We start from the raw sequence: 25,844 nt of genomic DNA on the forward strand, positions 1-25,844 counted from the left end.
TACGGCCCGGGTGCTGCCGGTCACCGGCGGAAAACGGGTGGTTGCGGCCGTACGGCCGCGCGTAGCCTGCGCCGGGTGGACGCGATGACAGAACCGCAGATCAGGCGGTCTATGGCGAACTGCTCGCGCGGCGACGCGTCGGCGATGACGCTGCCGAAGGACTTCGCCGAGCTGGACTGGTCGCAGCGCACCTTCCTCGGCTGGCGCGACGCGAGGCTCGACCGCCGGGGCTACCTGGTGCGTTGGCGCGATGGCGAGCCGGTCGGGCTGCTGCTGCGGGCCGCAGACTCGGTGATGTCGCGCCGGCGCGCCGCGATGTGTCTGCTGTGCCAGTCGGTGCGCCCCTCCGACGAGGTCACCCTGTTCACCGCGCGCCGCAAGGGCGATGCGGGACGGCGCGGTGACACGATCGGCACCTACATGTGCGCCGACCTGGCGTGCGCGCCGGGCGACGAGGTCGAGGCCAGGGTCGACGCGTTCATCGCCGAGGTGCTGCACTCCTGAGCTGGTGCGCCGGTCCGGGGACGACGATCCGCCTAAGCCGCCAGGTTCGGGCGGCCGGCGTCCCCGGACCGGCGCGAGGTGTCCGCGGGGGCCGGGCCCTACCCCGAGTGGCCCGGCCCCCGCGGCGTCTCAGCGCCGACCGGCCAGGGTCAGCGAGCGGGCCGCCGCCGCGGCGGCCGTGTTCACGAGCGTGTTCAGCAGGTCCGGGTAGGTCATTCCGGCGGCCTGCCAGATGCGCGGGTACTGCGACGCGGCGGTGAAGCCCGGGAACGTGTTGACCTCGTTCAGGACCGGTTCGCCGCCGTCGGCGGGCAGGAAGAAGTCGACCCGGAGCAGGCCCCGGCATTCCAGGGCGGCGAACGCCTGCAGCGCCCGGCACTGCAGCAGTGCGGTCACCCACGGGTCGAGCCGCGCCGGGATGTCGAAGATCACCTCACCGGCGGTGTACTTGGCGTCGTAGTCGAAGAAGCCGTGCCCGTCGGCGACCCGGATCTCCAGCGGCGGACCGGCCTGCAGCGAGCCGTCCGGGTGCTCCAGCACGGCCACATCGACCTCGCGCCCGGCGACCCCGGCCTCGACCAGGACCTTGCCGTCGCATTCGCGGGCGGCGGCCAGCGCTGCGGGCAGCTGTGCCCAGTCGTCGACGCGGGTCACGCCGATGCTGGACCCGGCACGGGCCGGTTTGACGAACACGGGCAGGCCCAGGCGCTCGCGGTCGGCAGGGGACACGTCGTCCTGGCCGGGGCGCAGCACGACGCCGTCGGCGACCCGCAGCCCGTCGGCGGCCAGGATCTTCTTGGTGAACTCCTTGTCCATGCCGGTGGCGCTGGCCAGCACGCCGCTGCCGACGTACGGCACGCCGACCATCTCCAGCAGCGACTGCACCGTGCCGTCCTCGCCGTACGGGCCGTGCAGCGCGGGGAAGACCACGTCGGCGCGGCCCAGGGCGCGTAACGCGTCGCCGATGCCGACCGGGATGCCGTCGACGTGCCACGCGCCGTCGCGCCCGATGACCACCTCGGTGATCTCGTACCGCTCGCGGTCCAGGTGAGCCAGGATGCTGCGCGCGCTCTTGCACGACACCTCGTGCTCCCCGCTCCGCCCCCCGTACACGACGGCCAGCTTCATCGACGTTTCCTTCCGTGGTGCAGGAGAGGAAGGGCACCTCGCGCACCGGCGTCCGAGGCGACGGTGCCCTTCCCCTCGTGGCGGCGCGGCACGCGGGTGCCGATGCCGGTGAGGATCTCGTGGGGGTTGGTGGCGGCCCAGGCGGCCCAGTCGGCGGCGGTGGGTTCGCCGTCGTCGCCGGGGCCGAGCACGGTGACCGGGTCGCCGAGGTGGACGTCCAGGTCGCCCGCGTCGACTACGCACTGGTCCATGGCGACGCGGCCGATGATCGGCAGTCGCCGCCCCCCGAGCAGGACCTGTGCGCGGCCGTCGACGCCACGCGGGATGCCGTCGGCGAAGCCGAGCGGGATCAGCGCGAGAGTCGTGGGCCGGGACGTGACGTGGGTGTGCTGGTAGGAGACCCCGGTTCCGGCGGGCACCCGCTTGACCATGATCACCTGTGTACGCAGGGTCAGCGCGGGGCGCAGCCCGATGGCGCGACCGGGCACGGGCTCGACGCCGTAGACGGCGATGCCCGCGCGGACCAGGTCGAAGTGGGTCCGCGGGGCGGTGAACACGGCCGCCGAGTTGGCCAGGTGCAGCAGTTCGGGGTCCAGCCCGGCGTCGCGGGCGTACGCCACCGCCTCGGTGAACGCGGCCGTCTGCGCGGTCACGCCGTACGGGGAGGAGTCGGCGGTGGCCAGGTGCGACCAGACGCCACGGACGCGGAGCACGCCCTCGCGCTCGTACTTGCGGGACCAGGCGACCAGCTCCGGCCAGCCGTCGGCGGTCGCGCCGTGCCGCGACATGCCGGTGTCGATCTTCAGGTGGACCCGGGCGGTGCGGCCGGTGGCGCGGGCCGCGGCGGCGACCGCGTCGAGCAGTTCCGGGGCCGCCACGGACACGTCCACGTCGGCGGCGAGCAGGGCGGCGAAGTCGGTGGCGGGGGAGTGCAGCCAGCTCAGCACCGGGGCGGTGAGCCCGGCGGTACGCAGCTCGAGGGCTTCGGTGGCGCTGGTGACGCCGAGCCAGGTCGCGCCGCCGGACAGCGCGGCGCGGGCCACCGGCACCGCGCCGTGGCCGAACCCGTCCGCCTTCACCACGGCCATCACCGCGGCGCTCGTGGCCCCGGCGATCCGCTCGACGTTGCCCGCGATCGCCGCGAGGTCGACTACCGCCTCCGCCTGCTCTCCAGTCACGGTCGGTAGCCAACAGCAGTGGGTGTGAGCGTACCGAGAGGGATTTCACTAACGCTGCGCTAACAACGCCCGTGCATACTTGGCGGTCGGTCGGTACGAGGAGGTGGCGGGGTGCGGGTCCTGGTCGTGGAGGACGAGGAGTTGATGGCCGAGGCCGTCGCCGAGGGGCTGCGGCAGGAGGCCATCGCCGTCGACGTCGCCTACGACGGGGCGGCCGCGCTGGAGAAGCTGGCCGTCAATGCGTACGACGTGATGATCTTGGATCGTGACCTGCCCCGGGTGCACGGCGACGAGGTGTGCCGGCAGGTGGTGGCGCAGGGCCTGGATGTGCGGGTGCTGATGCTCACCGTGTCGGTGACGGTCGCCGAGCGGGTGGCGGGGCTCAGCCTCGGGGCCGACGACTACCTGGCCAAGCCGTTCGCGTTCGCCGAGCTGGTGGCGCGGGTGCGGGCGCTGGGGCGGCGGGCCCGCCCGGCCACGCCGCCGGTGCTGGAGCGGGCCGGGATCCGGCTCGATCCGCACCACCGCGAGACCTACCGGGACGGCCGTTACGTGAGCCTGTCGCGCCGGGAGTTCGCGGTCCTGGAGGAACTGCTGCGGGCCGAGGGCGCGGTGGTGTCGGCCGAGACGCTGCTGGAGAAGGTCTGGGACGAGAACATGGACCCGTTCACCACCATCGTCCGGGTCACCATCAGCGGCCTGCGCCGCAAGCTGGGCGATCCGCAGCCGATCGAGACGGTCACCGCCGTCGGCTACCGGATCCGCTGATGGGCGAGTGGCGCGGCAATCTGCGGGTACGCCTGACCGTCGTGTTCAGCCTCGTGTTCGCCCTGGCGGGCGGCTCGGTGCTGGCCGGCATGCTGATCATGGTCGACAACGCCATGGAGTACAGCATGGGCATCTTCTTCGCCGACAAGTACTCGGGCTTCCGGCCCGATCTGGACCAGAGCCCCGAGCAGGCGATGACCTCGCTGGCGGCGTCCAAGCAGACGATCATGGACTCGATGCAGGCGAACCTGCTGTTCAAGGGCGGGCTGACGTTGCTGGCGATGTGGGTGCTGGCCACCGCCGCGGGCTGGTTCGTCGCCGGGCGGCTGCTGCGCCCGCTGAGCATGATCACCGCGACCGCGCACCGGATCGCCGGGCGCACCCTGCACAAGCGCATCGACTTGGAGGCCCCGCCCGGCGAGGTCAAGAGCCTGGCCGACTCGTTCGACAGCATGCTCGACCGGCTCGACGAGGCCTTCGCCGGTCAGGGCCGGTTCATCGCCAACGCGGCCCACGAGCTGAAGACCCCGATCGCGCTCAACCGCACCCTGGTCGAGGTCGCCATGAGCCGCCCCGACAGCCCGCCGCAGGTGCACCAGCTCGGGCAGAACCTGCTCGCGGTCAACGAGCGCCACGAACGGCTCATCGACGCCCTGCTCACCCTCGCCCGCGCCGAGGACGCGGTCACCGAGCGCCGCCAGGTCGACGTCGCGGAGCTGGCCACCATCGCCGCCGACACGACCGAGAGCCTGGCCCGGCGGCTGGGCGTGCAGATCGGCCGGGAACTGGCCCCGTCGCCGGTCATCGGCGACCCGATCCTGCTCGAACAGATGATCCGCAACCTGATCGACAACGCGACCCGTTACAACGTCGACGGCGGCTGGGTACGCGTGCAGACCGTCGCCCGGCCCCGCCACGCCGAGATCGTGGTCAGCAACACCGGCGCGGTCATCTCGTCGTACGAGGTGCCGACCCTGTTCGAGCCGTTCCGGCGGCTCACCGACCGGGTCGGCTCGTCACGCGGCAGCGGCCTCGGGCTGTCCATCGTGCGCGCGGTCGCGCAGGCCCACCGGGGCGACGCCGTCGCCGTGCCCCGACCCGGCGGCGGCCTGGTGGTCCGGGTCATCCTGCCCCGCTCCGCGCACCCGCTCGCCGAACCCGTGCTCGTCGCCCCGGCCCAGCCCGAACCGCACGACGCCCCGCTCCACTGACTGGTGGCCCGGCCTCAGCGCAGGACAGGACGACCGGCGAGCATGGCCGCGTGGAGTCCGACCCGGTCCAGGTGTCCGGCCTCGGTCAGGAACTCCGGGCGCAGCGTGCCGTCGTAGAACATGCGCAGCGTGCCGTCGTAGAACATGAGGGGACGCTACCGGCCCCTCATGTTCGCGCGGCCAGGGCGGAACTCAGACGAGGCCGAGGCCGAGGATGAGCGTGCCCGCGGCCAGGGACGCGCCGCCGAGCGGGACGAGCCAGATGAGCTTGTTCGGCTTGGTGTCGGACGGTCGGGCGACGGACAGGAAGAAGCCCAGCGCCATCACGATCGGCGGGGCCACCAGCAGCGCTCGGACCAGCGTCTGCGTGCCCGGGCCGTAGCCGGTCCGGTCGAGGTAGGGCAGGGCGACCAGCGCGAAGATCACCAGTACGCCCGCGTGGGCGTGCCCGGCCGTCCACAGCGCCCGGCGTACCGGGTTGTCGAGGTAGCCGGGGATGCGCTTGACGATGCTCATCAGCAGCGACAGCCCGCCGAAGACGATCGTCGACACGGTGATCAGCAGGATCCCGGCAGTGAGAAGGGTGGCGCTGGACATGGCAGTCCTCTCATCGGATAGCGGATAGCGTCACTATCCAACATAGGTGCCGCGCCCGTCAACGGGATTCCGGGCGCCTAGGAGTCGCGGTTGCGCGGGTGATGATCGCTGCTTGAGGTCAGAAAGTGCGGTGGGAGCGCAGATCTTGACCTCAAACGGCGATCAAGACGAGCGGCGGAGCGGCGGAGCGGCGGGGTGGCGGGGTGGCGGGGTGGGCGGAGTCGGGGTCAGCGGCCGCCGGAGACTTTGAGGGTGGCGCCGGTGGTGTAGGAGGCTTCGTCGCTGAGGAGCCAGGCGATGGCGTTGGCGACCTCTTCGGGCTGGCCGGAGCGGCCCAGCGGGGCGGCGGGGCCGAGGCGGTCGGCGCGGCCGGGTTCGCCGCTGCCGGCGTGGAATCCGGTGTGGATGATGCCGGGGGAGACCGTGTTGACCCGGATCCCGGCCGGGCCGAGCTCCTTGGACAGGCCGACGGTCAGCGTCTCGACGGCGGCTTTCGATGCGGCGTAGTGCACGTACTCGCCGGGGCTGCCCAGGTTCGCCGCGACCGAGGAGACGTTGACGATCGCGCCGCCGGGGGCCATTCGGCGGGCGGCCTCCTGGGCGCAGAGGACCGCGCCGATGACGTTGACGTCGAACACCCGGCGCAGGTCGGCTTCGGACAGCTCGGTGAACGGGCCCATCGTGCTGCTCACCGCGGCGTTGTTGACCAGCCCGGTGGGCGTGCCGAGCGCGGCCTGCGTACGGTCGAACAGCTCGCGCACCTGCGTGCCGTCGGACACGTCGACGCGTACCGCGATGGCCCGCCGTCCGGCGGCCTCGATCTTCGCCACGACCTGTGCCGCCGCGTCGGCGTCGCCGCGGTAGCCGACGGTCACGTCATGCCCCGCCGCGGCCAGCTTCACGCAGGTGGCAGCGCCGATGCCGCGGCTTCCGCCGGTCACGATGATGATCCCCATCGGTCCATTAGAGCAACGCGGCGCGGGTCTGGCACTGTCACCGCCGACACACCCCTCTGCGCGGAGCGCGGCGGTGCTGCGAAGATGTCCCCACTTTCCGCATGATGTCGGTGCCGCCTTTGTCGGTGGGCTCTGATAGAACATGCGTATCAAACATGTGTTCGGCGAGGGTGGATGCGGTGGCCGTGCTGCCGCTGGTGGAGGGTGGGAGCGCGGTTATGGCACTGTCGACTCAGGAGTTGACGCAGATCCAGGAGACGCTTGCGACCGGCAAGCGGCCCAGGGTCATGTTCACCGAGGCGGCCGGCCAGATCGCGGGCCAGCTGGGACAGGTCGTGCAGCTCGACGACCCGGCCGCCCACGATGAGTGGATCATGGTGAAGTTCGGCAGCGACGTGCTGCCGTTCGCGCCCGGCGACCTCATCATCGCGCCCAAGGGCGCCACGGGCCGCAAGCCCGCGCCCGAGCCGGTTCCGGAGCCCGTCGCCCCGCCCGAGCCCGAGTTCATGATCATCCGTGAGAAGCCTGTCCGTCAGGAGCGACCCGTGTCCGTAAATCCCGAGGTGTCCGAGCAGGAGACGCCCGTCGTCGCGCCCGCCCCGCGCAGGCCCGCCGCCGGCAAGGGCCCGAAGGTCAAGCCGCCGGCCGGGCTGACCGTGACGCTGGCCTACACCGAGGGCGAGTGGACGGTCGGCGCGGTCCAGGGCACCAAGGCGCTCGCCAAGCCGTACATCATCAAGGCCCAGGAGGCGCTGAAGATGGTGTCGATGCTGGACGTGCCGGGGGTGCAGGAGGCGGTGGAGCACATCCTGTCCGCCGAGCGGGCCGAGGCCGAGTCGCACGCGCTGAAGCTGCGCGCGGAGCTGGCCGAGCTGGAGGCCAAGCTCGCCGAGCTGGGCGCGGCAGGCGCCTGAAGTCCGACGCGAAGCGGGGCGGCCGTCACGGCCGCCCCGCTTTTTTCTTCGTCACCGTTCGGACCGTGGTCAGCGCCGGTCGGACCGGCGAACCGAGTCGCCGCCACGGCCCGCAGTGCGGTGTGGTGTCACAGTGCGGTGCAGGTCACGGTGGTGCCGGACGGGCCGCCGTTGGCCTGGAAGCCGAAGTCCGTGGAGGCGCCTGCGGCCAGGGTGCCGTTGTAACCCAGGTTGCCTACCTGGACCGTGCCGGTCGCCCCGGTGAACTGCCCGTTCCAGCCGTTGACCAGCGTCGCGCCGGACGGCAGTGCCAGTGCCACCCGCCAGCCGCCGATCCCGCCACCGCCTGCGGTCACCCGCACCGCGGCCACGTACCCGCCGGTCCACGCGTTGCTCACGGTGAACACCGCCGTGCAGCCGCCGGGCAGTGCAGAGCCGCTGGGTGACGGCGACGGCGGCCGGGACGGCGAGGGTGACACCGACGGTGACGCGCTCGGCCTAGCCGACGGCGACGAGCTGGGGGAGGCTGACGGGCTCGGGGTCGTGGTCAGGCCGAAGAAGGTGGCCGCCGCGCCGTACTGCACGGGCAGGTTGTGCGAGGTGTTGGCCATGCTGACCGCCTCGACGAGCACCTGTCCGGAGCCGTTGGCGTAGCGGGTGCGGGTCCAGCCCGACTGCGGTGTGTCGGTCGAGGTCGGCGTCTGGCTCAGGCCGTGCACGTTGGTCCACTGCTCGATCGCCTCGCCGAAGTTGACGTACGACAGGACCTCGTCGTTGACGCCGTGCCACAGCTGCATCCGGGGCCGGGCTCCGGTGTAGCCGGGATAGGCGTTGCGGACCAGGTCACCCCACTGCTGCGGGGTCTTGACGACCTGCCCCTGCGCGCAGGCGCTGCTCCAGCTCTCCGTCCCGGCGAAGCACCCGAACGGCACCCCGGCGAACGCCGCGCCCGCCCGGTACACGTCCGGGTAGGCCCCGAGCAGGACGTTGGTCATCATGCCGCCTGACGACACCCCCGTGACGTAGGTGCGTGCCGTGTCGGCGTGGTAGGTCTGCTGCACGTACTTCGTCATCGAGACGATGCTGAGCGAGTCGCCGCCGCCGTTGTGCGTGAGCGTGGCGGACGAGGCGACGTCGAAGCAGCCGTCACTGCGGGTCACCGACGGGTAGATCACGATGAAGCCGTACTGGTCGGCGAGCCGGGCGAAGTCGGAACCGTTGTACATGGCGGTGCCGTCGCCGTGGCACCAGTGCACCGCGACCAGCAGCGCGGGCTGGGGCGCGACGGTGTTCGGGACGTAGAGGTACATGCGCAGGTTGCCGGGGTTGGCGCCGAAGCCGGTGACCTCGGTGAGGCTGGCCGCGGCGGCCGGGGTGGCGACGGTGAGGACCACCGCCGCGATCAGGGGGACGACGGCGAGCCACAGGGCGTGCAGGGCTCTGCGTGGGGTCATGGGGCGTGCTCCTTGCCGAGGAGACGCACGTCCCGGCCGCATCGGCGAGCGGGAGATGCGCGTGTGCGCTGCCGCCACGCGGGCTCGGCCCGGTGCGCCCTCGGCAGTCGGATGGGCCGCCCACCCCGGGTGGACGGTCGTTGCTCCCGCTCGGTGAGTCTAGTGGTGTCGGTGAATGTGTGTCATGCCGCGTCGGCGAGCGGTAGCGCCGCAGCGCCGAGCGGTCGCGCTGCTACCCGACAGCCCGGCCGCCGGGTGCGGGCATCTGCGCGGCTTCGTCGGGGATGTGCTGAACACCGATGCGCTTGCGGAACACCCAGTAGGTCCAGCCCTGGTAGAGCAGCACGATCGGGGTGAAGACCAGGGCCACCCAAGTCATGATCTTCAGGGTGTACGGCGTTGACGACGCGTTGGTCACGGTCAGGCTGTTGGTGAGCGGGTCGACCGTGGACGGGAGCACGAACGGGTACAGGTCGGCGAACAGCGACGCGACCGCGAGCGCGATGGCCGCGGCGGTGCCCGCGAACGCCCAGCCCTCGCGGCGGCCCTCGGGGTCGGTGCGCGACGGCGCACGGTTCGAGATCAGCCCGCCGACCAGGCACAGCGCGGCGAGTACGGCCAGCGTCACAGCGCTCGGGGTGGCCCGGCGCAGCAGGGTGACGCCGAGGAACAGCACGGCGGCGATCGCGGCGGCCACGCCCACGCGCTCGGCCAGCCGGTTGGCCCGCTGCCGGATCTCGCCGGTGGTCTTCAGCGCCAGGAAGATCGCCCCGTGGGTCAGGAACAGCGCGACCGTGGTCAGGCCGCCGAGGATGGCGTACACGTTGAGCAGGGTGAACAGGCTGCCGGTGTAGTCGTGGGCGGCGTTGAGCGGCACGCCGCGCACGATGTTGGCGAACGCGACGCCCCACAGGAACGCGGGCACGGCCGAGCCGAACACGATGCACCAGTCCCAGCGGCGTCGCCACGAGGTGGCCGGGCGCTTGCCGCGATACTCGAAGGCGACGCCGCGCAGGATCAGCGCCAGCAGGATCAGCAGCAGCGGCAGGTAGAACCCGGAGAACAGCGTCGCGTACCACTCGGGGAACGCGGCGAACATCGCCCCGCCCGCCGTGATGAGCCAGACCTCGTTGCCGTCCCAGACCGGCCCGATCGTGTTGATCAGCACGCGGCGTTCGCGCTCGTCGCGGCCGAGCACCGGCAGCAGCATGCCGACGCCGAAGTCGAAGCCCTCCAGCACGAAGTAGCCGATGAACAGCAGCGCGATGAGCAGGAACCACAGCGTCGACAACTCCATGGCGGCACCCTCTCAGTACGCGAACGCCAGCGGCCGGTCCTCGTCGGACGCGGTCTCGGGCGGCGGGGCGACGTCGGGCAGCCCGGCGCGGGCATAGTGGACCAGCAGGCCGACCTCCACGACGGCGAGCGCGCCGTAGAGCAGCGTGTAGACGACCAGGGAGGTGATCACATCACCGGAGGAGGCCGACGGCGACGCCGCGATGGCGGTCTTCATCTGGCTGAACACGATCCAGGGCTGGCGGCCCATCTCGGTGAAGATCCAGCCGAACGAGTTCGCGGCCAGCGGCAGCAGCGGCAGCGCGATCATGCCCCACATCAGGAACCGGGTGCTCCGCCTGCCCGGCGCGGGGGAGCGGCCCTTGCGGATCGACCACAGCGACCACAGGGCCAGCAGCGCGGCCAGCACGCCCAGGCCGATCATGAGCCGGAACGACCAGTACGTCACCGGGATGTTGGGCTTGTACTCGCCGGGGCCGAACCGGGCGGCGTACTCGGCCTGCAGGTCGTTGATGCCCTGGACCCGGCCGTCGAAGGTGCCGGTGGCCAGGAACGACAGCAGCCGCGGCACGTCCAGCGACCAGACCGGCCGGCTGCCGTCGAGCGTGCCGATGGTGAACAGCGAGAAGGGCGCGGGCTGCTCGGTGGTGTACAGGGCCTCGGCGGCGGCCATCTTCATCGGCTGCACCTCGGTCATGATCTTGCCTTGGATGTCGCCGGTGATGAACAGCAGCGCCATCGCCACCAACGACGTCCACGAGCCGAGCTTCACGGCGCTGCGGAACGCCTCGGTGTCGCGCCCGGGTCGCCGCACCAGGTGCCACATGGCCACCGCCGCCATCAGCGCGCCCGCGGTCAGGAACGCGCCGGTGACCGTGTGCGGCAGGGTGATCAGCGCGACCTTGTTGGTCAGCACCGCGCCGAAGTCGGTCAGCTCGGCCCGCCCGCGCTCCGGGTTGATCCGGAAGCCGACCGGGTTCTGCATCCACGAGTTCGCGGCCAGGATGAACGCGGCGCTGAGCACCGTGCCGACCGCCACGATCCAGATGCAGGCCAGGTGGATCCTCTTGGGCAGCTTGTCCCAGCCGAAGATCCACAGACCGAGGAACGTCGACTCCAGGAAGAACGCCAGCAGCGCCTCCAGGGCCAGCGGCGCGCCGAAGATGTCGCCGACGAAACGCGAGTACACGCTCCAGTTCATGCCGAACTGGAACTCCTGCACCAGGCCCGTCACCACGCCCATCGCGAAGTTGATCAGCAGCAGCTTGCCGTAGAACTTCGTCAGCTTGAGCCACTTCTCGTTCCCGGTCCGCGACCAGGCCGTCTGCAGCCCCGCGACGAGGAACGACAGGCCGATCGTGATCGGGACGAACAGGAAGTGGTACACGGTGGTGATGCCGAACTGCCACCGGGCCAGTTCCGTCGCGTCCATGCCGTGGGCTCCCCACCTGCCGCATCGATCCCTTTCGCCGACCATACGCACAGGTCGACGGGCCGGTGGGCGACTTCGCGGACCCTGCGTCGAACAAGTGCCCGGGCCCGTGACCGCGCATGGCAGGATCGTGGACCGTGAGCCCCTCGACGAGCTGGTCCCCGCCCCCGCTGCTGCGTTTCGCGATGCTGCTCGCCGAGGGCGTGGTGCGTCTGCTGACCCGCCTGGAGGTCACCGGGGACATCCCCGAGCAGGCCCGGCGCGGGCAGCTGATCCTCGCCGCGAACCACATCAGCCCGTTCGACCCGATCGCGGTCGCGGCGGCGTTCCGCCGGCTGGGCGTGTACCCGCGGATCATGGCCAACGCGGGCCTGTTCCGAACCCCGGTGATCGGGCCGCTGATGCGCTGGCAGGGCCACATCCAGGTGGACCGTGGCGAGCCGACCGCCGCCAACGCCGTCACCGACAGCGTCACCGCGCTCAACGAGGGCGCGATGCTGATGATCTACCCGGAGGGCCGGATCGGCCTCGACCCGGGGATGTGGCCCGAGCGCGGCCGCACCGGCGTCGGCCGCCTGGTCCTGGCCACCGGCGCCCCGGTCGTCCCGATCGCGATCTGGGGCAGCCACGAGGTCCTGCCGTACGCCGCCCCCACCGGCATGTGGCCGGTCATCTGGCGCTCGCTGCGCCACCGGCCGCTGGTACGGGTGCACGTCGGCCCGCTCGTCGACCTCACCGGCATCGAGGAGGGACGCCCCGGCGCGGCGCAGCGCATCGCCGACCGCATCGTCGACGCGATCGCGGCCGAACTGGCCCCGCTGCGCGCCGACGAACCCGACGCCCCGCGCTTCACCGACCCGTCCCGCCCCACCGAGACGCGCCGCGCCCGGCCCCGCAGCGCGCGCTGACCGGCCCGGACCGGCTCGCGCGGCTGCCGCCCGTGCCCGCGGGCTAGCCCCGCCGGGTGCGATAGGCCGCCACCAGTTCGCGGGTGGTGGCCAGGCCAAGCTCCTGGCGTAGGTCGGCGATGCGGCGGTTGGCCGTGCGCAGCGACAGGTACTCCGCGGCGGCCGCCGCGGCTATCGTCGCGCCGTCAGCCAGCCTGTCCAGCAGCGCACGCTGGACCGGGGACAGCTGCCGCAGCCAGTCCACAGGGTCGTCGTCGGCCACCTGAGCACCCCTTCAGAACATCAACTCCGCTAGTGGCTCGTCCCGGCGATCGCCTGGACGGCGATTCGCCGTGGACTCCCCACCAGCGGCCCCGGAAAGATCGATTTGTTTCGACGCGGTGGTGCGGACATTCTCACCGATGTCGCCCGTTGTTGGCGAGCGGTCAGTACGCGGGCCATCCATCCGCACCCGGCAGTGGCAAGCTTTCCCAGATGGAGACGCCGCAGGGTCACCCCCATCCGTATCTCGCCGCGCCGCCGCTCGCCTTCGCCCATCGGGGTGGCGCCGCCGAAGGCGACGAGAACACCGCCGACGCGTTCGATCGTGCGGTGAAGGCGGGCTACCGCTATGTCGAGACCGACGTGCACGCGACCCGCGACGGGATCGCCGTCGTGCTGCACGACGCGAACCTGGCCCGCGTCGCCGGTGAACCGCAGGCGGTGGCGTCCATGACCTGGGCGGACCTGAAGACGGTACGGGTCGGCGGGGCCGCCGCCGTGCCACGGCTCGACGAGGTGCTCGACGCCTGGCCGGAGATCCGGTTCAACATCGACATCAAGGCCGACGCGGCCGTCGCGCCGACGGTGACCGCGGTACACGAGCGGGCCACCCCGGATCAGGTGCTGCTGGCCTCGTTCTCCGACGCGCGGCTGCGGCGGGCGCGGGAGCTGGCCGGTCCGATGTACGCCACATCGCTGGCGCAGCAGGAGACGGCGCGGCTGTGGCTGGCCTCGCGGGTGCGGCGGCGTATCGCGCTGCCCCCGACGGCGGTCGCGGCGCAGGTCCCGATCCGGTTCGGCGCGGTGCGGCTGGTCGACCGGCGGTTCGTGGACCACGCCCACGCGCTGGGGCTTCAGGTGCACGTGTGGACGGTCGACGATCCTGCCGTGATGGAGGGGTTACTTGATCTCGGTGTGGATGGCATCATGACCGATCGCATCGCCGTGTTACGGGAAGTCTTCACGCACCGGGGCCTCTGGAAGGACCAGGCATGACCGCTGATGTCAGCGCACCCCCCGCGCCTGCCGAAGGGTATGGGCAGAGCACCAAACGAGAGCGGGTCGGCTGGTACTTCTACGACTGGGCCAACTCCGCGTTCTCGACCACGGTCGTCACCGCGTTCCTCGGCCCGTACCTGACCGCCATCGCCGAGAACGGGGCCGACCCCGCGGGCGACGTGCACCTGCTGGGCATGTCGTTCAAGGCGGGCTCGCTGTTCGCGTACACCACGTCGTTGTCGGTGCTCCTGCAGGTGCTGCTGCTGCCGGTGGTCGGCGCGATCGCCGACCGGGCCGCGCGCAAGAAGGTCTGGCTCGCGGTGTTCGCCTACATCGGCGCGGCGGCGACCTGCGGCCTGGTGTTCCTGACCGGGGACCGCTACCAGCTCGGCGCGGCGCTGTTCTTCATCGCCAACCTGTCCTTCGGCGCGAGCATCGTGGTCTACAACTCGTTCCTGCCGCAGATCTCCGATGAGAACGAGCGCGACGGGGTGTCCAGCCGCGGCTGGGCCTTCGGCTACCTCGGCGGCGGCCTGCTGCTGCTGCTCAACGTGATCGTCGTGCTGATCGGCGGCGAGGAGAACCAGGGCGAGATCGCCCGCTGGTCGCTGGTGTCGGCAGGCGTGTGGTGGGCGGCGTTCACCACGCTGCCGCTGCTGTGGCTGCGCGACCGGCCCTCCCCGGCGGGCACCGCCCGCGGCTCGGTGCTGATCGACGGGTTCAAGCAGCTCAAGCACACCCTCAAGGAGATGCGGGCGTTCCCGCTCACGCTGTTCTTCCTCGGCGCGTTCCTCATCTACAACGACGGCATCCAGACCGTCATCGCGATGGCGGGCACGTACGGGTCCAAGCAGCTCGGCTTCGACAACACCGTGCTCATGCCGACGATCCTCATGGTGCAGTTCCTGGCGTTCGCGGGCGCCATGCTGCTGGGCCGGCTCGCCAAGACGTTCGGCGCGTGGAAGACGGTGCTGGGCAGCCTCGTCGGCTGGACCGGCATCCTGATCGCCGCGTTCTTCCTGCCGTACGGCCAGGCGGTGCCGTTCGTGATCCTCGGCGGCGCGATCGGCCTCGTGCTCGGCGGCAGCCAGGCGCTGAGCCGCTCGCTGTTCAGCCAGCTCATCCCGCGCGGCAAGGAGGGCGAGTACTTCGGCCTCTACGAGATCTCCGACAAGGGCACCAGCTGGCTCGGCCCGCTGCTGTTCGGCCTCGCGTACGACCTGACCGGCTCCTACCGGGTCGCGATCATCTCGCTGATCGTGTTCTTCGTCGCCGGGTTCATCATGCTGATGATGGTGCCGATGGCGCGGGCCATCGCCGCCGTCGGCAACACGCCGCCCGAGAAGCTCTGACACGCCCGGCGGCGGGCGAATCGCCGTCATGGATTCCCGATAACGGAGGGGTAGCCACTAGGCTGCCCCTCCGTGACCGCTGCTGACGAACCCACCATCGCCCCGGCGCACTGCCAGTCCGCGGGGGACGGCCGGCTGCGCCACGGCGCCGCGCTGAAGTTCTTCTGGGGCCCGATGGACTGCGGCAAGTCGACCCTGGCCCTGCAGATGGATCACAACCACGGCCGCCAGGGCCGCCGCGGCCTCGTGCTGACCCGCAACGACCGGTCCATGGGCCCGCAGGTGACCACCCGTATCGGGCTGGCCCACTCGGCCGTCGAGGTCACCGACGACCTGGACCTCATCGCGCTGGTCCGCAAGGAGTGGGGCGACGGGGCCCGCATCGACTACCTGATCTGCGACGAGGCCTGCTTCTACACGGTCGAGCAGATCGAGCAGCTGGCCGACCTGGTCGACGGCTACGACGTCGACGTGTACGCGTTCGGGCTGGCCTCGGACTTCCGCTCGTTCCTGTTCCCGGCCGCGCAGCGGCTGTTCGAGCTGGCCGACGAGGTCAACCGGCTGCAGGTCGAGGTGCTGTGCTGGTGCGGCAGGGAGGGCCTGCTCAACGCCCGCATCGTCGACGGCGTGGTGGCCCGCGAGGGCGAGCAGGTCGTCATCGGCGACACCGCCGCCGCCGACCAGTCCGAGGTCCGCTACCAGGTCCTCTGCCGCCGCCACTACCGCTCGGGCGACCTGGGCCGGTAGCGGCGGCTCACCGGTCGGTCTGCGGGGACGCCTCGGTGCTCGCGTCCAGGTCGATCGTGAAGGCGCGGCCGGGCAGACTGCCGGGTAGGGCGGCAGCGCTCGCGGCCGGGGTGCCGCGTACGGTGAGGACGGCCACGCCCACGGCGAGGGCCGTGACAGCCGCGAAGGCGGCGATCTCGGGCAGGGCGAAGGAGAGGCCGCCGTACCGACCCGTGGTGGCCATGGCGTGCGCGGTGCGGGCGAGCGCGCTCAGGCCGACGGCGAGCGCGGCGGCGAGCGCCGCGGGCCGGTGCAGCCGTACGCAGGCCGCCACGGCCAGGCCCCACGGCAGCGAGTACAGCAGGATCTGGGTAGCGATCTTGCGGATCAGGAAGTCGGTCTCGACGATGCCGAGCACGGGCAGCACCGCCACGGCCAGCGCCGCGCCGATCAGCAGCCGCAATCGCGGCCTCCCGGCCGGTCCCGGCTGCCGGACGCCGCTGCGGTGGGCCAGGGCGAGGCAGGCGAGCACGGCGAGCGCCGAGACGATGGCCAGCGCCTGCGCCAGTGGGCGGACCTCGTTGAGGTTGGCCTCGGGAATGCCGTTCATACCGATCATCGGCCGCCAGTGCCGGAAGGCCCACACGCCGGTGGCGCAGAGCTGGGCGGCGGTGATCGCGCCCGCTACGGCGACCGCTCCGGTGAGCGCGGGCCGCCGCATGGCGATCAGCAGCACGCCGCAGAGCGCGAGCAGCGCCACCAGGACCTGGTGATGGGCGGTGTACAGGGTGCCGGTGTAACCCGGGGCGAGGCCGCGGCCAGGCACCGCCATGACGGCCCCGGCTCCGCCGGCCGCGGCGAGCACCACGGCGGCGACGGTCAGCCGGAACCGGTCCAGGCCGACCGGCCCGGTCTGCTGGGATGTGTCGATGATGCGGCCTCCGTCCACGATGCTGCTGAATCATCCTGTCTGATCGGGTCGGTGTCGAGCGGCCCCGGCGGGTGTCGGATTCGAGCAAGCAGCAGGGCGACGGACGCGCTTGGTTGCCGCCCGACGGGTTTGCTATAGACGCTGGCCTATCTAGGTGGGTTCGATCTACAAAAACTCACCTAGATAGGCCAGTGTCTATGGTTTAAGGCTTCGCCCAGTGGGCGGCTGTTCGGCGTGATGTGACGATCGGGGCGTGGCGCTGGGTGGCTGCGTGGCGGTGGGTGGCTGATAGCGGCTGGACGAGGCTGCTGCCGTCGGTACGGTGCGGCCACCGGGTGCCGTTATGCCGCTGTTTCGGCCCGCGGTGTGCACAAGGTCGGTCACTATGGTGACGAAACGGACTTTGCGAGGTGACGTGGGATGTCCCAGGCTGAGCCGGCGGACGACCAGGCGCCCGGCGACGCCCAGGCCGAGCGGCCGGGCCGCACCGAGCGCGACGTGTACCGGATGAAGGTGCAGGAGCTGCGGGCGCTGCTGCGCGAGGCGGGCGTGCCCGGAACCTCGCAGATGCACAAGGACGAGCTGGTCCGCGAGCTGGTCAAGTCCATGCACTCCGACCGGCGGGCGCGGCCCGTCGCCAAGGTCGCCACGGGTAAGAAGAGCGTGGTCCCGCCCGATGACCACGCGCCCAGCTCGAAAGTGCCCAAGCCGCCGCGCCCGGCCAAGCGGGTGCCCGCCCCGGCCGCCCCGGCGCCGCTGCCGTTCGACCCCGGCGACGTGATCGACGTGCTGCTGGTCCAGCACCAGCAGCTGGGAGACCTGTTCGACGAGCTGGAGGCCGCGCGGGGCGCGCGCCGCCGGGACCTGTTCGCCGAGCTGGTGCGGCTGCTCGCGGTGCACGAGAGCATCGAGCAGTTGCTGGTGCATCCGCTGGCGCGGGCCAGGCTGTCCGGCGGCGACGCCGTGGTCGACGCGCGCACCGAGGAGGAGGACCAGGCTGAGCAGGACCTGGTGGAGCTGTACGAGCTGGGCCTGGAGCACGACGATTTCGCCGAGAAGCTGGCCAACCTGCGCGACGCCGTGATCGAGCACGGCGAGCTGGAGGAGGACGAGGAGTTCGACGCGCTGCGCGAGCAGGTGCCCGCCGAGGAGCTGCGCCGCCTGGCCGCGATCGCGCTGGCCGCCACCGAGGCCGTCACCTCCGCCGACGACGCCGCCGCCCCCGACGAGATCTTCGCCCTGGCCCGCGAGTCGTTCCCTGAACCCTGACCCGATCCGCCGTGCCGCTTGATCGTCCGTTTGCCTGCCGCCGGTGCGAATCGTGAACGGCGCTTCGCCCACTTGCCCGGCAAGTCGGGCGATCTTCGGGCGTGGGGCACGGATCGGGCACGGAGAGTAATTCATCAGTGTCTATTGACTTTGGCGGGGCCACAGTAAAGTCTGTTTCTTGAGAGCGCTCTCACGCACCTGTTCCGTCCCCCTCCCTGAAGGACTCGACGTGAGACTCACTGCGCTGACCAGCGCGGCGGTGCTCGCCGTGGCGCTGATCGCCCCTGCCCCCGCCTCCGCAGCTCCCACCCCCGACCCCGCCCTCGGCATGCAGCAGGCGCTGCAACGCGACCTGGGCCTGACCGCCGACCAGGCCCGCGTCCGCCAGGCGCACGAGGCCGCCGCGCCCGTCGTCGAACGCGACGTGCGCGACCGCCTCGGCAGCCGGTTCGCCGGCGCCTGGTACTCGCCCGAGGACGGCCGCCTAAAGGTCGGCGTGCTCGACGACGAGGCCGCCGCCCAGGCCCGCGCCGCCGGTGCGCTGCCCGTCCGCGTCGGCCGCAGCGAGCAGCAGCTCGACGCCGTCAAGGCCAGGCTCGACGGCAAGGCCGCCACCGCAGGACGCGACGTGCACGGCTGGTACGTCGACGTGGCCGCCAACACCGTGACGGTCAGCGCCGCGAACGCCGACGCGGCCCGGCGCTTCGTCGCCGCTAGCGGCCTGACGGCGGCGCAGGTACGCGTCGTCACCGGCCAGGCCCCGCGCCCGCTGTACGACATCCGCGGCGGCGACCAGTACGTCATCAACGGCAACACGCTGTGCTCGATCGGGTTCTCGGTCAACGGCGGCTTCGTCACCGCCGGGCACTGCGGCGGCACCGGCAGCCCCACCCTCGGCTACAACAACGTCAGCCAGGGCAACTTCGCCGGCTCGTCGTTCCCCGGCAACGACTACGCCTGGGTGCGCACCAACGCCAACTGGACCCCGCGCCCGTGGGTGAACAACTACGGCGGCGGCAACGTGACCGTCGCCGGGTCGCAGGAGTCGGCGATCGGCGCGTCGATCTGCCGTTCGGGCCGGACCACCGGCTGGCGCTGCGGCACCGTGCAGGCCAAGAACGTCACCGTCAACTACTCCGACGGCCGGACCGTCTACGGCCTGACCCAGACCACCGCGTGCGCCGAGGGCGGCGACTCCGGTGGCGCGTGGATGAGCGGCAACCAGGCCCAGGGCGTCACCTCCGGCGGCTCCGGCAACTGCTCCACCGGCGGGACGACGTTCTTCCAGCCTGTCAACGAGATCCTCGGCGCGTACGGGCTGACGCTGACCACCTCCGGCGGCGGCGGTTCCACGAGCCGGATCATCGGCTGGCAGGACAAGTGCATCGACGTGCCGAACTCCAACTTCGTCGACGGCCAGCGCCTGCAACTGTGGGACTGCAACGGCACCAACGCGCAGAACTGGACGTTCCCCGGTGACGGCACCATCCGCACCGTCAACGGGATGTGCATGGATGTGGCCTGGGGCTCCACCGCCCCCGGCGCGGCGATCCAGATCGTCGGCTGCAGCGGCAACCCGGCCCAGCAGTTCGTGCTCACCGGCGCGGGCGACCTGGTGAACCCGCAGGCCAACAAGTGCGTCGACGTCACCGGCTGGGGCGGCACCGGCACCCCGCTGTCCACCTGGGACTGCACCGGCGGCGCCAACCAGAAGTGGCGGCGCGGCTGACCTGACCGGCGACCGGCCCGCGTGTGGTGACATCGCCGCGCGCGGGCCGGTCTCGGTACAGCGCGATGTCAGCGCGGCGAGGCCGGGATCGCCGCCGCGTCCAGCAGGCCGTGCAGGGTCTCGCCGTCCAGCGCCGGATTCGTGGCGGCGTACGGAGCCCGGTCGCCGGTGAGCAGCTCGCGCAGCCGGTCGGCGGGCAGGCGGGGATGGGCCGCGGCGGCCTGCCACACCTGGTCGACCGGGTCGGCCAGCAGGCCGTCGACCACGTCGGCGGGCACCTCGGGGTCGAGCAGTGCCAGCAGCCGCAGCATCGGGTCCGGATCGCGGGCGAACCGGACCAGACCCGCGACGGGGAAACCGGGCCGGGTCGCCAGGTGCGGCCGGTCCCGCTCGCCGGCTTCCCGATAGGAACGCAGCAGCAGCGGCGGTGGCGGGGACGGGTGGCAGAGCGCCAGCCTGAGGCGTACGCCCTGGTCAGGGTCTTCGGCCAGGCGGGCGGCGACGGCGTGCGGCAGCCGGGGGTCGCGTGCCGCCTCGCGACGGAGCAGCGGATTCACCGAGTAGGCGCGGGCGATGCCGATGGCGAGTTCCGGCAGCGGCGGCTGCCGGAGGCGGTCGAAGGAATCGCGCGGCCAGCGGCTCACGACGATCGCGGCGCGCTGGGATTCGCTGAGGGCTGGATGCATCGACACGGTGATCCGCACACCCTCGTCCACATCGGCGGACAGGCGGGTCAACTGCTCGGCGGACAGGTCGCCGCGCTTGGCGGCGGTGCCGCGGACACCCGCGTCCGGATGCGACACCAGCAGCTCGACGACGTCCGGCGGCAGGTGCCGGTTGTAGGCCATGAATTTCAGGTCGACGGGGTCGCCTTCGGCCGTCAGCTGATCCACCAGCGTCCGGGACAGCCGTCCGACCTGCAGCACCTGCCAGTGGTAGTGGCCCCGGTAGGGCGGCATGTCGGCGGGCTCGATCAGTCGCGCGTCACGGGTGATCGCCGCGGCCGTCGCGGCACGCACCCGTGGATCGGGATCGCGTTGCAGGGCGAGCCAGCGTTCGTCGGACAGCACACCGCGGAAGCCGCAGGCCGCAGCACGGGCCTCGGGCTGCGGGTGGGTGGCGGCGATCTCGACCGCCGTCGCGCCGGGCTGGGTGGACGCCAGCTCGTTCAGCAGCTCCTCGACCGTCAGCATCGGGCCGGGGTCGGCCAGCAGTCGCCGGACGACGTCGTCGGGCAGGGGACGCGGCTCCGTTCCGGTGGACCAGCGCACCGGCTGCACGACGACCGCGAGGGCGATCTTCGGATCCGGGTCGTCGAGCAGGCGGGCGCGCTGCGCCGGATCGAGATACGGGTTGCGGGCGATGCGCCTGCGTACGAGCCGGTCCGGGTGGGCCAGGACGGCGTCGAGAACCGCCGGGGGCAGGTCGCGCTCCCCGCAGAGGGCGTCCCAGCAGGCCTGCGCCTCGTCGGACAGGAGGCGCAGCAGGACGTCGACGGGTGCGCCGCGGTTGGCCGCCACCCCGATCAGGATCTGTTCGCGCACCCGTTTCCCCTCCCGCCGCGCTGAGCGGGCCAGTCTCCCATCCGGGTCCGGTGCGCGCTGTCCCATGGCATGGAACGGCGGGTAAAGGCCCGACGGGGTGCCGCGCGTAGTTCATGCGAGAGTTCCCTTCCCGGCCACAGGTGGTGTCGATGGACGATTTCGGCGAGTTCTACGCGGCGCGCAAGGACGCCGTCTACCGGGCGCTCCTGGTCGCCACCCGCGGGCAGCCCGGTGCCGAGGACGCCGTCGCGGAAGCGTTCACCAGGGCGTACGCCCGCTGGGACGCGGTCCGGGCGCATCCGAACCCGACGGCGTGGGTGCTGCGTACCGCGCTGAACGAGCAGCGGTCCTGGTGGCGGCGGCTGCGCCGGGAGCTGCCGGGTGATCCGCCCGACGTCGGCGGTGTCGCCGACCGCGCTCCGGGCGGGCTCGACGCGCGCCTGCGCGCCCTGGTCATGAAGCTGCCCAGGCGGCAGCGCCAGGTCGTGGCGCTGCGGCTGCTGGCCGACCTGTCGGCCGAAGAGACGGGGCGGATGCTGCACATCGGTGCGGCGACCGTGCACGTCCACCTCCACCGGGCGCTGGCGGCGCTGCGTGCCCAACTCGCCGTCGCGGTCGGCGACGGCTCGCTGGTCGGGGAGGAGCGGTGATGACGGAACTGGATGACGAACGTCTCGCGGAGCTGGTCCGCGGTGCGCACCGGGACACGCACCTGGCCGTGCCGCTGGCCCGGATCATCGGGGCACGCCCCCGCCCCCGGCCGCTCACGGTGCTGGCGCTGGCCGCGGGCGTGCTGGTCGGGGTGGTGCTGCTCGGCCTGGGCTTCCTGCTGGTGGCAGCCCCGCCGTCGTACGACGAGCCCGCGGTGCCGTTGCCATCGGCCTCGCCACCGGGCAAGCCGCCCCGGCCGAGCAGCAGCGCGACGACCGCACCGGGCCGCTGTGCCGACTACGCCGCCGGGGAGCTGGCCACGGCGGGGCTGACGGCGCTGCCCCCGCTGCGCTTCGAGGTGGAACCGCTGCCGGGACGGCTGCGGCTGCTGATCTACGCCGACGACCGCGGCAGCGCGGCGTGCTGGCTCGGCGGCGAGCAGCACGTGGTCGAGGTGGGCGGGTCCAACCTGACCACCGCGATGCGCCCGGCGTACCCGCCGGGACGGCTGAGCAACGCCTCGTCGGCATGGGGGCTCGACCCACCGGCGGCGTTCACGTTCGGGCGCGTCCCGGCCGGGGTCACCCGGGTCGAGGTGCACTTCCCGGGCGGGGTGACCCGCGAGGCGCAGGTCGACGGCGAGTGGTACCTGCTGGCGGCGACGGGCCGGCAAGCGCACGAGTTCTCCGAGATCACGAAGATCGTCGCGATCGGCCCGGGTGGGCGGGCGGAGCTGCCGGTCGAGCACGGCTGACAGGCGTACGGGCAGGTGGGGTGCGGTGGCGGTCGCGTCCCACCGGTCCGTACGTTCGGCCGTTCCTCCTGCTCGGCGCATTCGTGGCACACTGTCGCCTCGCGGACAGTTCATGTTCCGCGTTCACCCCCTCGGACGAAGGAAACCCCCTCGTGGATCTGGCCACCCTGCAGGCTCAGCAGACGCTGTTCATCAAGCAGCGCTTCACCATGATGATCAACCGGTACGAGGTCACGTCGGTGCAGCCCGACGGCACCCCCGGTCAGCAGCTGGCGTTCGTCGAGCAGAAGCGCATGGCCTTCAAAGAGCAGGTCACGCTGTACCGCGACGACAGCAAGACCGGCGTCTTCGCCGCCTTCAAGGCGCGCAGCGTGATCGACCTGGGCGCGACCTACGACGTCACCGACGAGAACGGCGCCCCGATCGGCCTGTTCAAGAAGGACTTCGCCAAGTCGCTGCTGCGCTCGACCTGGCACGTGGAGCCCGCCGGTGGCGCCCGCATCACCGGTCAGGAGCGGAGCCTGCCGATCGCGCTGCTGCGCCGCTTCGCCGACCTCACCTTCTGGCCCTACCACTTCGACTTCGTGCGCGACGGCCAGCCCGTGTTCTCCGTGGTGAAGAAGTTCGCGCTGGTGCGCGACAAGTACACCGTCGAGATCCACGACCCGGCGATCGACCGCCGCCTGGTCGTGGCGATGGCCGTGGCGCTGGACGCGCTCCAGGCCCGCTGATCCTCGGACCGCCCGTGGGGGCGTCGGCTGCGGCCGATGTCCCCACGTCCGTATCCAGGGTGTTTAATCTGTGGCCGAATAGCCTCGACCGCGCGGTCGCGGGCGCGCATCATCGCCTGCGGGGAACCGGCGTATGGCCGGGCGCCGCCGGGTCCCGCCGCGGCGCTCGGCTCTCGCGGGCTTGGCCGCCACAGGGGAGGCCAATCCCGCGCGCCGGGACACCGACGGCGGCGATCCCGGCCCGCCCGACGGCCCGGAGGACGTGCCCATGCTGCGGATCCACTTCACCGTGCAGGACCTCGCCCGGGTCCGGGTCGTCCGGCTGGGGCCGCTGGCGCTGGCTCAGCTGGCCGCGCCCGTCATGGCGGCTCGCGAGGAGGGCCACCTCTACGGGCGGTGGCGCTCCGCGGCGAAGGCCCGGCTGACCCCGCGCGCGATGCACACGGCGTCCCTGCTGTTCCCGCACCACGACCTGCAGGTCGACCTGATCACGCTGGCGGGCGCGGAGGCGAGCGCCGACGAGGCCGCCGAGAATCTGCTGTCCCTGTCGCCGCGGCAGCTGAACGCGGAGGTGGGACTGGTCCGGCTGGGCGGACGCCGACCGCCGCCATGGCTGCGCGACCTGGTCGCGGGCGACCACGAGGCCCGGCGCGACCTGGTGCGGGCGCTGCGGGAACTGCGGCGCGCGGCGATGCCCGACGACGCCGACGGCCGGATCGGCGGGCTCGTCGACGCCGAGCAGGCCGCGTTCGGCCATGTCCTGCTCGCCGAGGGGGTGGGAGCGGCGCTGTCCCGGCTGCACCCGCTGGTGCGCTGGGAAGCCCCGGTGCTGACGATCCCCTCCCACTACGACGGCGAGGTCACCCTGGACGGTGGCAGCCTGCTGCTGGCCCCGTCGGCCTTCTGCTGGCCGATGCCACACCTCTACACGTCGCAGGACCACCGGACCCGCGTGCTGGTGTATCCGGCGGTGCGTGATCTGCGACAGGCGGCGCTGCTGTGGGGCGACCGGTCAGCCCCGCCACAGGCGGCGCTGGCGGCGCTGCTGGGCCGGACCAGGGCCGCGGTGCTGGAGGCGGTCGCCGGGGGACCGGTCAGCACCACCGTGCTCGCCCGGCGGACGAACGTGTCCGCGCCGAGCGCGAGCCAGCACGCCACGGCGCTGCGCGCCGCGAACCTGATCACCTCGCGGCGGGCTGGTCCGTCGATGCTGCACGCGGTCACGCCGCTCGGCAGCTCGCTGCTGGCGGGGGTCACCGTCGGTCACGACCTGACCCTGCTGCAGTGAGAGTCCCACGTAGGTCAAGGTTCGGTAACGCTGTCGGACATATCTGACATACCAGGCGACGACCTGTTGAGTTGCCGGGCCCGGCGACCTACTTTTGATCGCCAACGACCCGTTGAGCTGCACCCCGAGCAGCTCGCCATGCGGCGTTGTCGATACGAGGGGTCCGCATGCTCAACGATGAGGCGCTCGTGGAGCGGTGGCTCGTGTCCGGCGGGCCGGAGTTGCAGTCCGAGGTCATCCGGCGGCTGCGGACCGGGGAGCGCCTCGACGGCCTGGCCCTGGACCGCATCGACGGCCGCTGGGACCTGCGTGGCCTGGGCGCGTCCGAAACGAGGTCCGCCGAGCCGGACAGCGCGCCCCGGCAGCCCGGCGCGATGACCTTCGGCTTCGAGTTCTCCGACGTCGCGGCGACGCTGGAGTTCCAGCACGCCCGCCTGGTAGACCTCGACCTGCGCGGCGCGCACCTGCCGCGGCTGCGGCTGTTCGGCTGCGTCATCGACAACAGCCTGTTCGACGGCGCGCACTGCGTCGGCCTGCGGATGTGGGCCACCGACGTCACCGACACCTCGTTCCTCGCCGCAGACCTGGCCCGCTCGTCGGTCGGCGGCTGGTACGCCGGACGCGGCAACCGGCTGCGCGACGTCGACTTCCGCCACGCCGACCTGTCCCGGCTGGGCTGCGGCGTCGCCGCGTTCACCGACGTCGACTTCGCCCACGCCCAGCTCGAGTGCACCAACTTCTGGCAGGCCAGCCTGGTCCGCTGCCGGTTCGCCGGGGTGCTGCGCGAGGTCGTGTTCGACGGCCGCGTCCTGGAGCCCGAGCGCGAGCTGGGCCCCAACCCGATGCAGGACGTCGACATGCGCGGCGTGACCGCGTTCGACGACGTCGACTTCCGCGGCGTGAACTTCGACCGCGTCAACCTGCCCGACCACCCGGCGCTGGTCGTGGTCCGCGGCGTCTCCCGCGTCGAAGCGGGCCTGCAGCGCCTGGCCGACCGCGACGACCACGCCGCCCAGGAGGCCCGCGGCCGCCTCCAGCACCTGCGCAAGTTCATGGGCGTAGCCGGCGGAGCCGACCAGGCCCTCATCGACATGCGTACCCTCATCGACCCCGAAGCCGCCCTCCTCCTCCGCATCCTCCTCACCTAGTCCGAAAACTTGAGGGTGAGTGGGCAGGCGGCAGCGTCTCGGCGTAGCGCAGCGGAGCCGGGACAGGGTTTGTCGTTGTATCGCGGTCAGGCGGCTGCCGGTTCGATGGTGACCT

26 protein-coding genes are annotated in these 25,844 nt (G+C 72.0%); 15 read left to right on the forward strand and 11 right to left on the reverse strand.

Translation table 11 applies throughout. The features are described 5' to 3' along the window. The first annotated feature begins 84 nt into the window (after positions 1-84). Complete coding sequence (locus tag HAV40_RS36450) at positions 85-504, forward strand: FBP domain-containing protein (RefSeq protein ID WP_166388891.1); 420 nt, start codon at positions 85-87, stop codon at positions 502-504. A 129-nt stretch (positions 505-633) separates the two neighbouring features. Here the strand turns inward: HAV40_RS36450 and HAV40_RS36455 are convergent, their stop codons facing one another. Beyond that, complete coding sequence (locus HAV40_RS36455; RefSeq protein ID WP_166388871.1) at positions 634-1,632, reverse strand: D-alanine--D-alanine ligase family protein; 999 nt, start codon at positions 1,630-1,632, stop codon at positions 634-636. Further along, positions 1,629-2,810 (reverse strand): alanine racemase, encoded by a 1,182-nt coding sequence (gene alr, locus HAV40_RS36460; protein WP_166388872.1) that lies wholly within the window; start codon positions 2,808-2,810, stop codon positions 1,629-1,631. The genes HAV40_RS36455 and alr overlap by 4 nt, the downstream gene beginning before the upstream one ends. 111 nt (positions 2,811-2,921) lie before the next feature. Here alr and HAV40_RS36465 point away from each other — a divergent pair, with 111 nt between their 5' ends. Both HAV40_RS36465 and HAV40_RS36470 read left to right on the forward strand, forming a co-directional pair. Next, the gene (locus HAV40_RS36465; RefSeq protein ID WP_166388873.1) at positions 2,922-3,578 is read left to right on the forward strand and encodes a response regulator transcription factor; all 657 of its coding nucleotides are present in this window, start codon (positions 2,922-2,924) and stop codon (positions 3,576-3,578) included. Then, positions 3,578-4,789, forward strand: a complete 1,212-nt coding sequence (locus HAV40_RS36470) for a sensor histidine kinase (RefSeq protein WP_166388874.1) — start codon at positions 3,578-3,580, stop codon at positions 4,787-4,789. Before HAV40_RS36465 ends, HAV40_RS36470 begins: the two co-directional genes overlap by 1 nt. 14 nt (positions 4,790-4,803) lie before the next feature. Here HAV40_RS36470 and HAV40_RS39025 read toward each other — a convergent pair whose 3' ends face one another. The 3 genes from HAV40_RS39025 to HAV40_RS36480 all read right to left on the reverse strand — a co-directional run bounded on the left by HAV40_RS39025 (position 4,804) and on the right by HAV40_RS36480 (position 6,342). Continuing rightward, the gene (locus tag HAV40_RS39025; RefSeq protein WP_275413534.1) at positions 4,804-4,935 is read right to left on the reverse strand and encodes a hypothetical protein; all 132 of its coding nucleotides are present in this window, start codon (positions 4,933-4,935) and stop codon (positions 4,804-4,806) included. A gap of 46 nt (positions 4,936-4,981) precedes the next feature. Next, on the reverse strand, positions 4,982-5,386 hold the full coding sequence (locus HAV40_RS36475; protein ID WP_166388875.1) for a hypothetical protein: 405 nt from the start codon (positions 5,384-5,386) through the stop codon (positions 4,982-4,984). 227 nt (positions 5,387-5,613) lie between these two features. After that, positions 5,614-6,342, reverse strand: a complete 729-nt coding sequence (locus HAV40_RS36480) for an SDR family oxidoreductase (RefSeq protein WP_166388876.1) — start codon at positions 6,340-6,342, stop codon at positions 5,614-5,616. A 218-nt stretch (positions 6,343-6,560) separates the two neighbouring features. Here HAV40_RS36480 and HAV40_RS36485 point away from each other — a divergent pair, with 218 nt between their 5' ends. After that, positions 6,561-7,256, forward strand: a complete 696-nt coding sequence (locus HAV40_RS36485) for a hypothetical protein (RefSeq protein ID WP_166388877.1) — start codon at positions 6,561-6,563, stop codon at positions 7,254-7,256. 128 nt (positions 7,257-7,384) lie between these two features. On the opposite strand, the gene HAV40_RS36490 is transcribed toward HAV40_RS36485, so the two are convergent. The 3 genes from HAV40_RS36490 to HAV40_RS36500 form a co-directional block, all read right to left on the reverse strand. Next, positions 7,385-8,710 (reverse strand): extracellular catalytic domain type 1 short-chain-length polyhydroxyalkanoate depolymerase, encoded by a 1,326-nt coding sequence (locus HAV40_RS36490; RefSeq protein WP_166388878.1) that lies wholly within the window; start codon positions 8,708-8,710, stop codon positions 7,385-7,387. Positions 8,711-8,942: 232 nt separating this feature from the next. Next, on the reverse strand, positions 8,943-10,007 hold the full coding sequence (cydB, locus tag HAV40_RS36495) for a cytochrome d ubiquinol oxidase subunit II (protein ID WP_166388879.1): 1,065 nt from the start codon (positions 10,005-10,007) through the stop codon (positions 8,943-8,945). A 12-nt stretch (positions 10,008-10,019) separates the two neighbouring features. Next, positions 10,020-11,438, reverse strand: coding sequence for a cytochrome ubiquinol oxidase subunit I (locus HAV40_RS36500; protein ID WP_166388880.1), 1,419 nt, complete (start codon positions 11,436-11,438; stop codon positions 10,020-10,022). Between the two features lie 185 nt (positions 11,439-11,623). Between HAV40_RS36500 and HAV40_RS36505 the strand changes: the two genes are divergently transcribed. Next, positions 11,624-12,346 (forward strand): lysophospholipid acyltransferase family protein, encoded by a 723-nt coding sequence (locus HAV40_RS36505; protein ID WP_166388892.1) that lies wholly within the window; start codon positions 11,624-11,626, stop codon positions 12,344-12,346. Positions 12,347-12,389: 43 nt separating this feature from the next. On the opposite strand, the gene HAV40_RS36510 is transcribed toward HAV40_RS36505, so the two are convergent. Next, positions 12,390-12,608: a hypothetical protein gene (locus HAV40_RS36510; protein ID WP_239087042.1), complete on the reverse strand. Its 219-nt coding sequence runs from the start codon at positions 12,606-12,608 to the stop codon at positions 12,390-12,392. 212 nt (positions 12,609-12,820) lie between these two features. Here HAV40_RS36510 and HAV40_RS36515 point away from each other — a divergent pair, with 212 nt between their 5' ends. The 3 genes from HAV40_RS36515 (at position 12,821) to HAV40_RS36525 (ending at position 15,705) form a co-directional block, all read left to right on the forward strand. Beyond that, positions 12,821-13,603, forward strand: a complete 783-nt coding sequence (locus tag HAV40_RS36515) for a glycerophosphodiester phosphodiesterase family protein (protein WP_166388881.1) — start codon at positions 12,821-12,823, stop codon at positions 13,601-13,603. After that, entirely contained in the window at positions 13,600-14,958 is a 1,359-nt protein-coding gene (locus HAV40_RS36520; protein WP_166388882.1) for an MFS transporter, read from the forward strand. The genes HAV40_RS36515 and HAV40_RS36520 overlap by 4 nt, the downstream gene beginning before the upstream one ends. A gap of 72 nt (positions 14,959-15,030) precedes the next feature. Next, complete coding sequence (locus tag HAV40_RS36525; RefSeq protein WP_166388883.1) at positions 15,031-15,705, forward strand: thymidine kinase; 675 nt, start codon at positions 15,031-15,033, stop codon at positions 15,703-15,705. A 7-nt stretch (positions 15,706-15,712) separates the two neighbouring features. Here HAV40_RS36525 and HAV40_RS36530 read toward each other — a convergent pair whose 3' ends face one another. Next, positions 15,713-16,633, reverse strand: coding sequence for a hypothetical protein (locus HAV40_RS36530; RefSeq protein ID WP_166388884.1), 921 nt, complete (start codon positions 16,631-16,633; stop codon positions 15,713-15,715). Between the two features lie 402 nt (positions 16,634-17,035). Between HAV40_RS36530 and HAV40_RS36535 the strand changes: the two genes are divergently transcribed. Both HAV40_RS36535 and HAV40_RS36540 read left to right on the forward strand, forming a co-directional pair. Beyond that, positions 17,036-17,884 (forward strand): hemerythrin domain-containing protein, encoded by an 849-nt coding sequence (locus tag HAV40_RS36535; protein ID WP_166388885.1) that lies wholly within the window; start codon positions 17,036-17,038, stop codon positions 17,882-17,884. 229 nt (positions 17,885-18,113) lie between these two features. Beyond that, positions 18,114-19,613 (forward strand): ricin-type beta-trefoil lectin domain protein, encoded by a 1,500-nt coding sequence (locus HAV40_RS36540; protein ID WP_239087043.1) that lies wholly within the window; start codon positions 18,114-18,116, stop codon positions 19,611-19,613. Between the two features lie 68 nt (positions 19,614-19,681). Here HAV40_RS36540 and HAV40_RS36545 read toward each other — a convergent pair whose 3' ends face one another. Further along, a complete protein-coding gene (locus tag HAV40_RS36545; RefSeq protein ID WP_166388886.1) occupies positions 19,682-21,157 on the reverse strand; it encodes a translation initiation factor 2 in 1,476 nt (491 codons plus the stop codon). A gap of 149 nt (positions 21,158-21,306) precedes the next feature. On the opposite strand from HAV40_RS36545, the gene HAV40_RS36550 reads away from it, so the two are divergent. The 5 genes from HAV40_RS36550 (at position 21,307) to HAV40_RS36570 (ending at position 25,729) form a co-directional block, all read left to right on the forward strand. After that, positions 21,307-21,807 carry a sigma factor-like helix-turn-helix DNA-binding protein gene (locus tag HAV40_RS36550; RefSeq protein WP_166388887.1) on the forward strand — a complete coding sequence of 167 codons (501 nt, stop codon included), beginning with the start codon at positions 21,307-21,309 and terminating at the stop codon, positions 21,805-21,807. Beyond that, positions 21,807-22,562 carry a hypothetical protein gene (locus tag HAV40_RS36555; protein ID WP_166388888.1) on the forward strand — a complete coding sequence of 252 codons (756 nt, stop codon included), beginning with the start codon at positions 21,807-21,809 and terminating at the stop codon, positions 22,560-22,562. Before HAV40_RS36550 ends, HAV40_RS36555 begins: the two co-directional genes overlap by 1 nt. 209 nt (positions 22,563-22,771) lie before the next feature. Further along, a complete protein-coding gene (locus HAV40_RS36560; protein ID WP_166388894.1) occupies positions 22,772-23,293 on the forward strand; it encodes an LURP-one-related family protein in 522 nt (173 codons plus the stop codon). Positions 23,294-23,474: 181 nt separating this feature from the next. After that, entirely contained in the window at positions 23,475-24,581 is a 1,107-nt protein-coding gene (locus HAV40_RS36565; RefSeq protein ID WP_166388889.1) for an ArsR/SmtB family transcription factor, read from the forward strand. Positions 24,582-24,748: 167 nt separating this feature from the next. Next, a complete protein-coding gene (locus HAV40_RS36570; RefSeq protein WP_166388890.1) occupies positions 24,749-25,729 on the forward strand; it encodes a pentapeptide repeat-containing protein in 981 nt (326 codons plus the stop codon). The last annotated feature ends 115 nt before the right edge of the window (positions 25,730-25,844 follow it).

Source organism: Catellatospora methionotrophica (assembly GCF_011297335.1).
Classification (GTDB): domain Bacteria; phylum Actinomycetota; class Actinomycetes; order Mycobacteriales; family Micromonosporaceae; genus Catellatospora; species Catellatospora methionotrophica.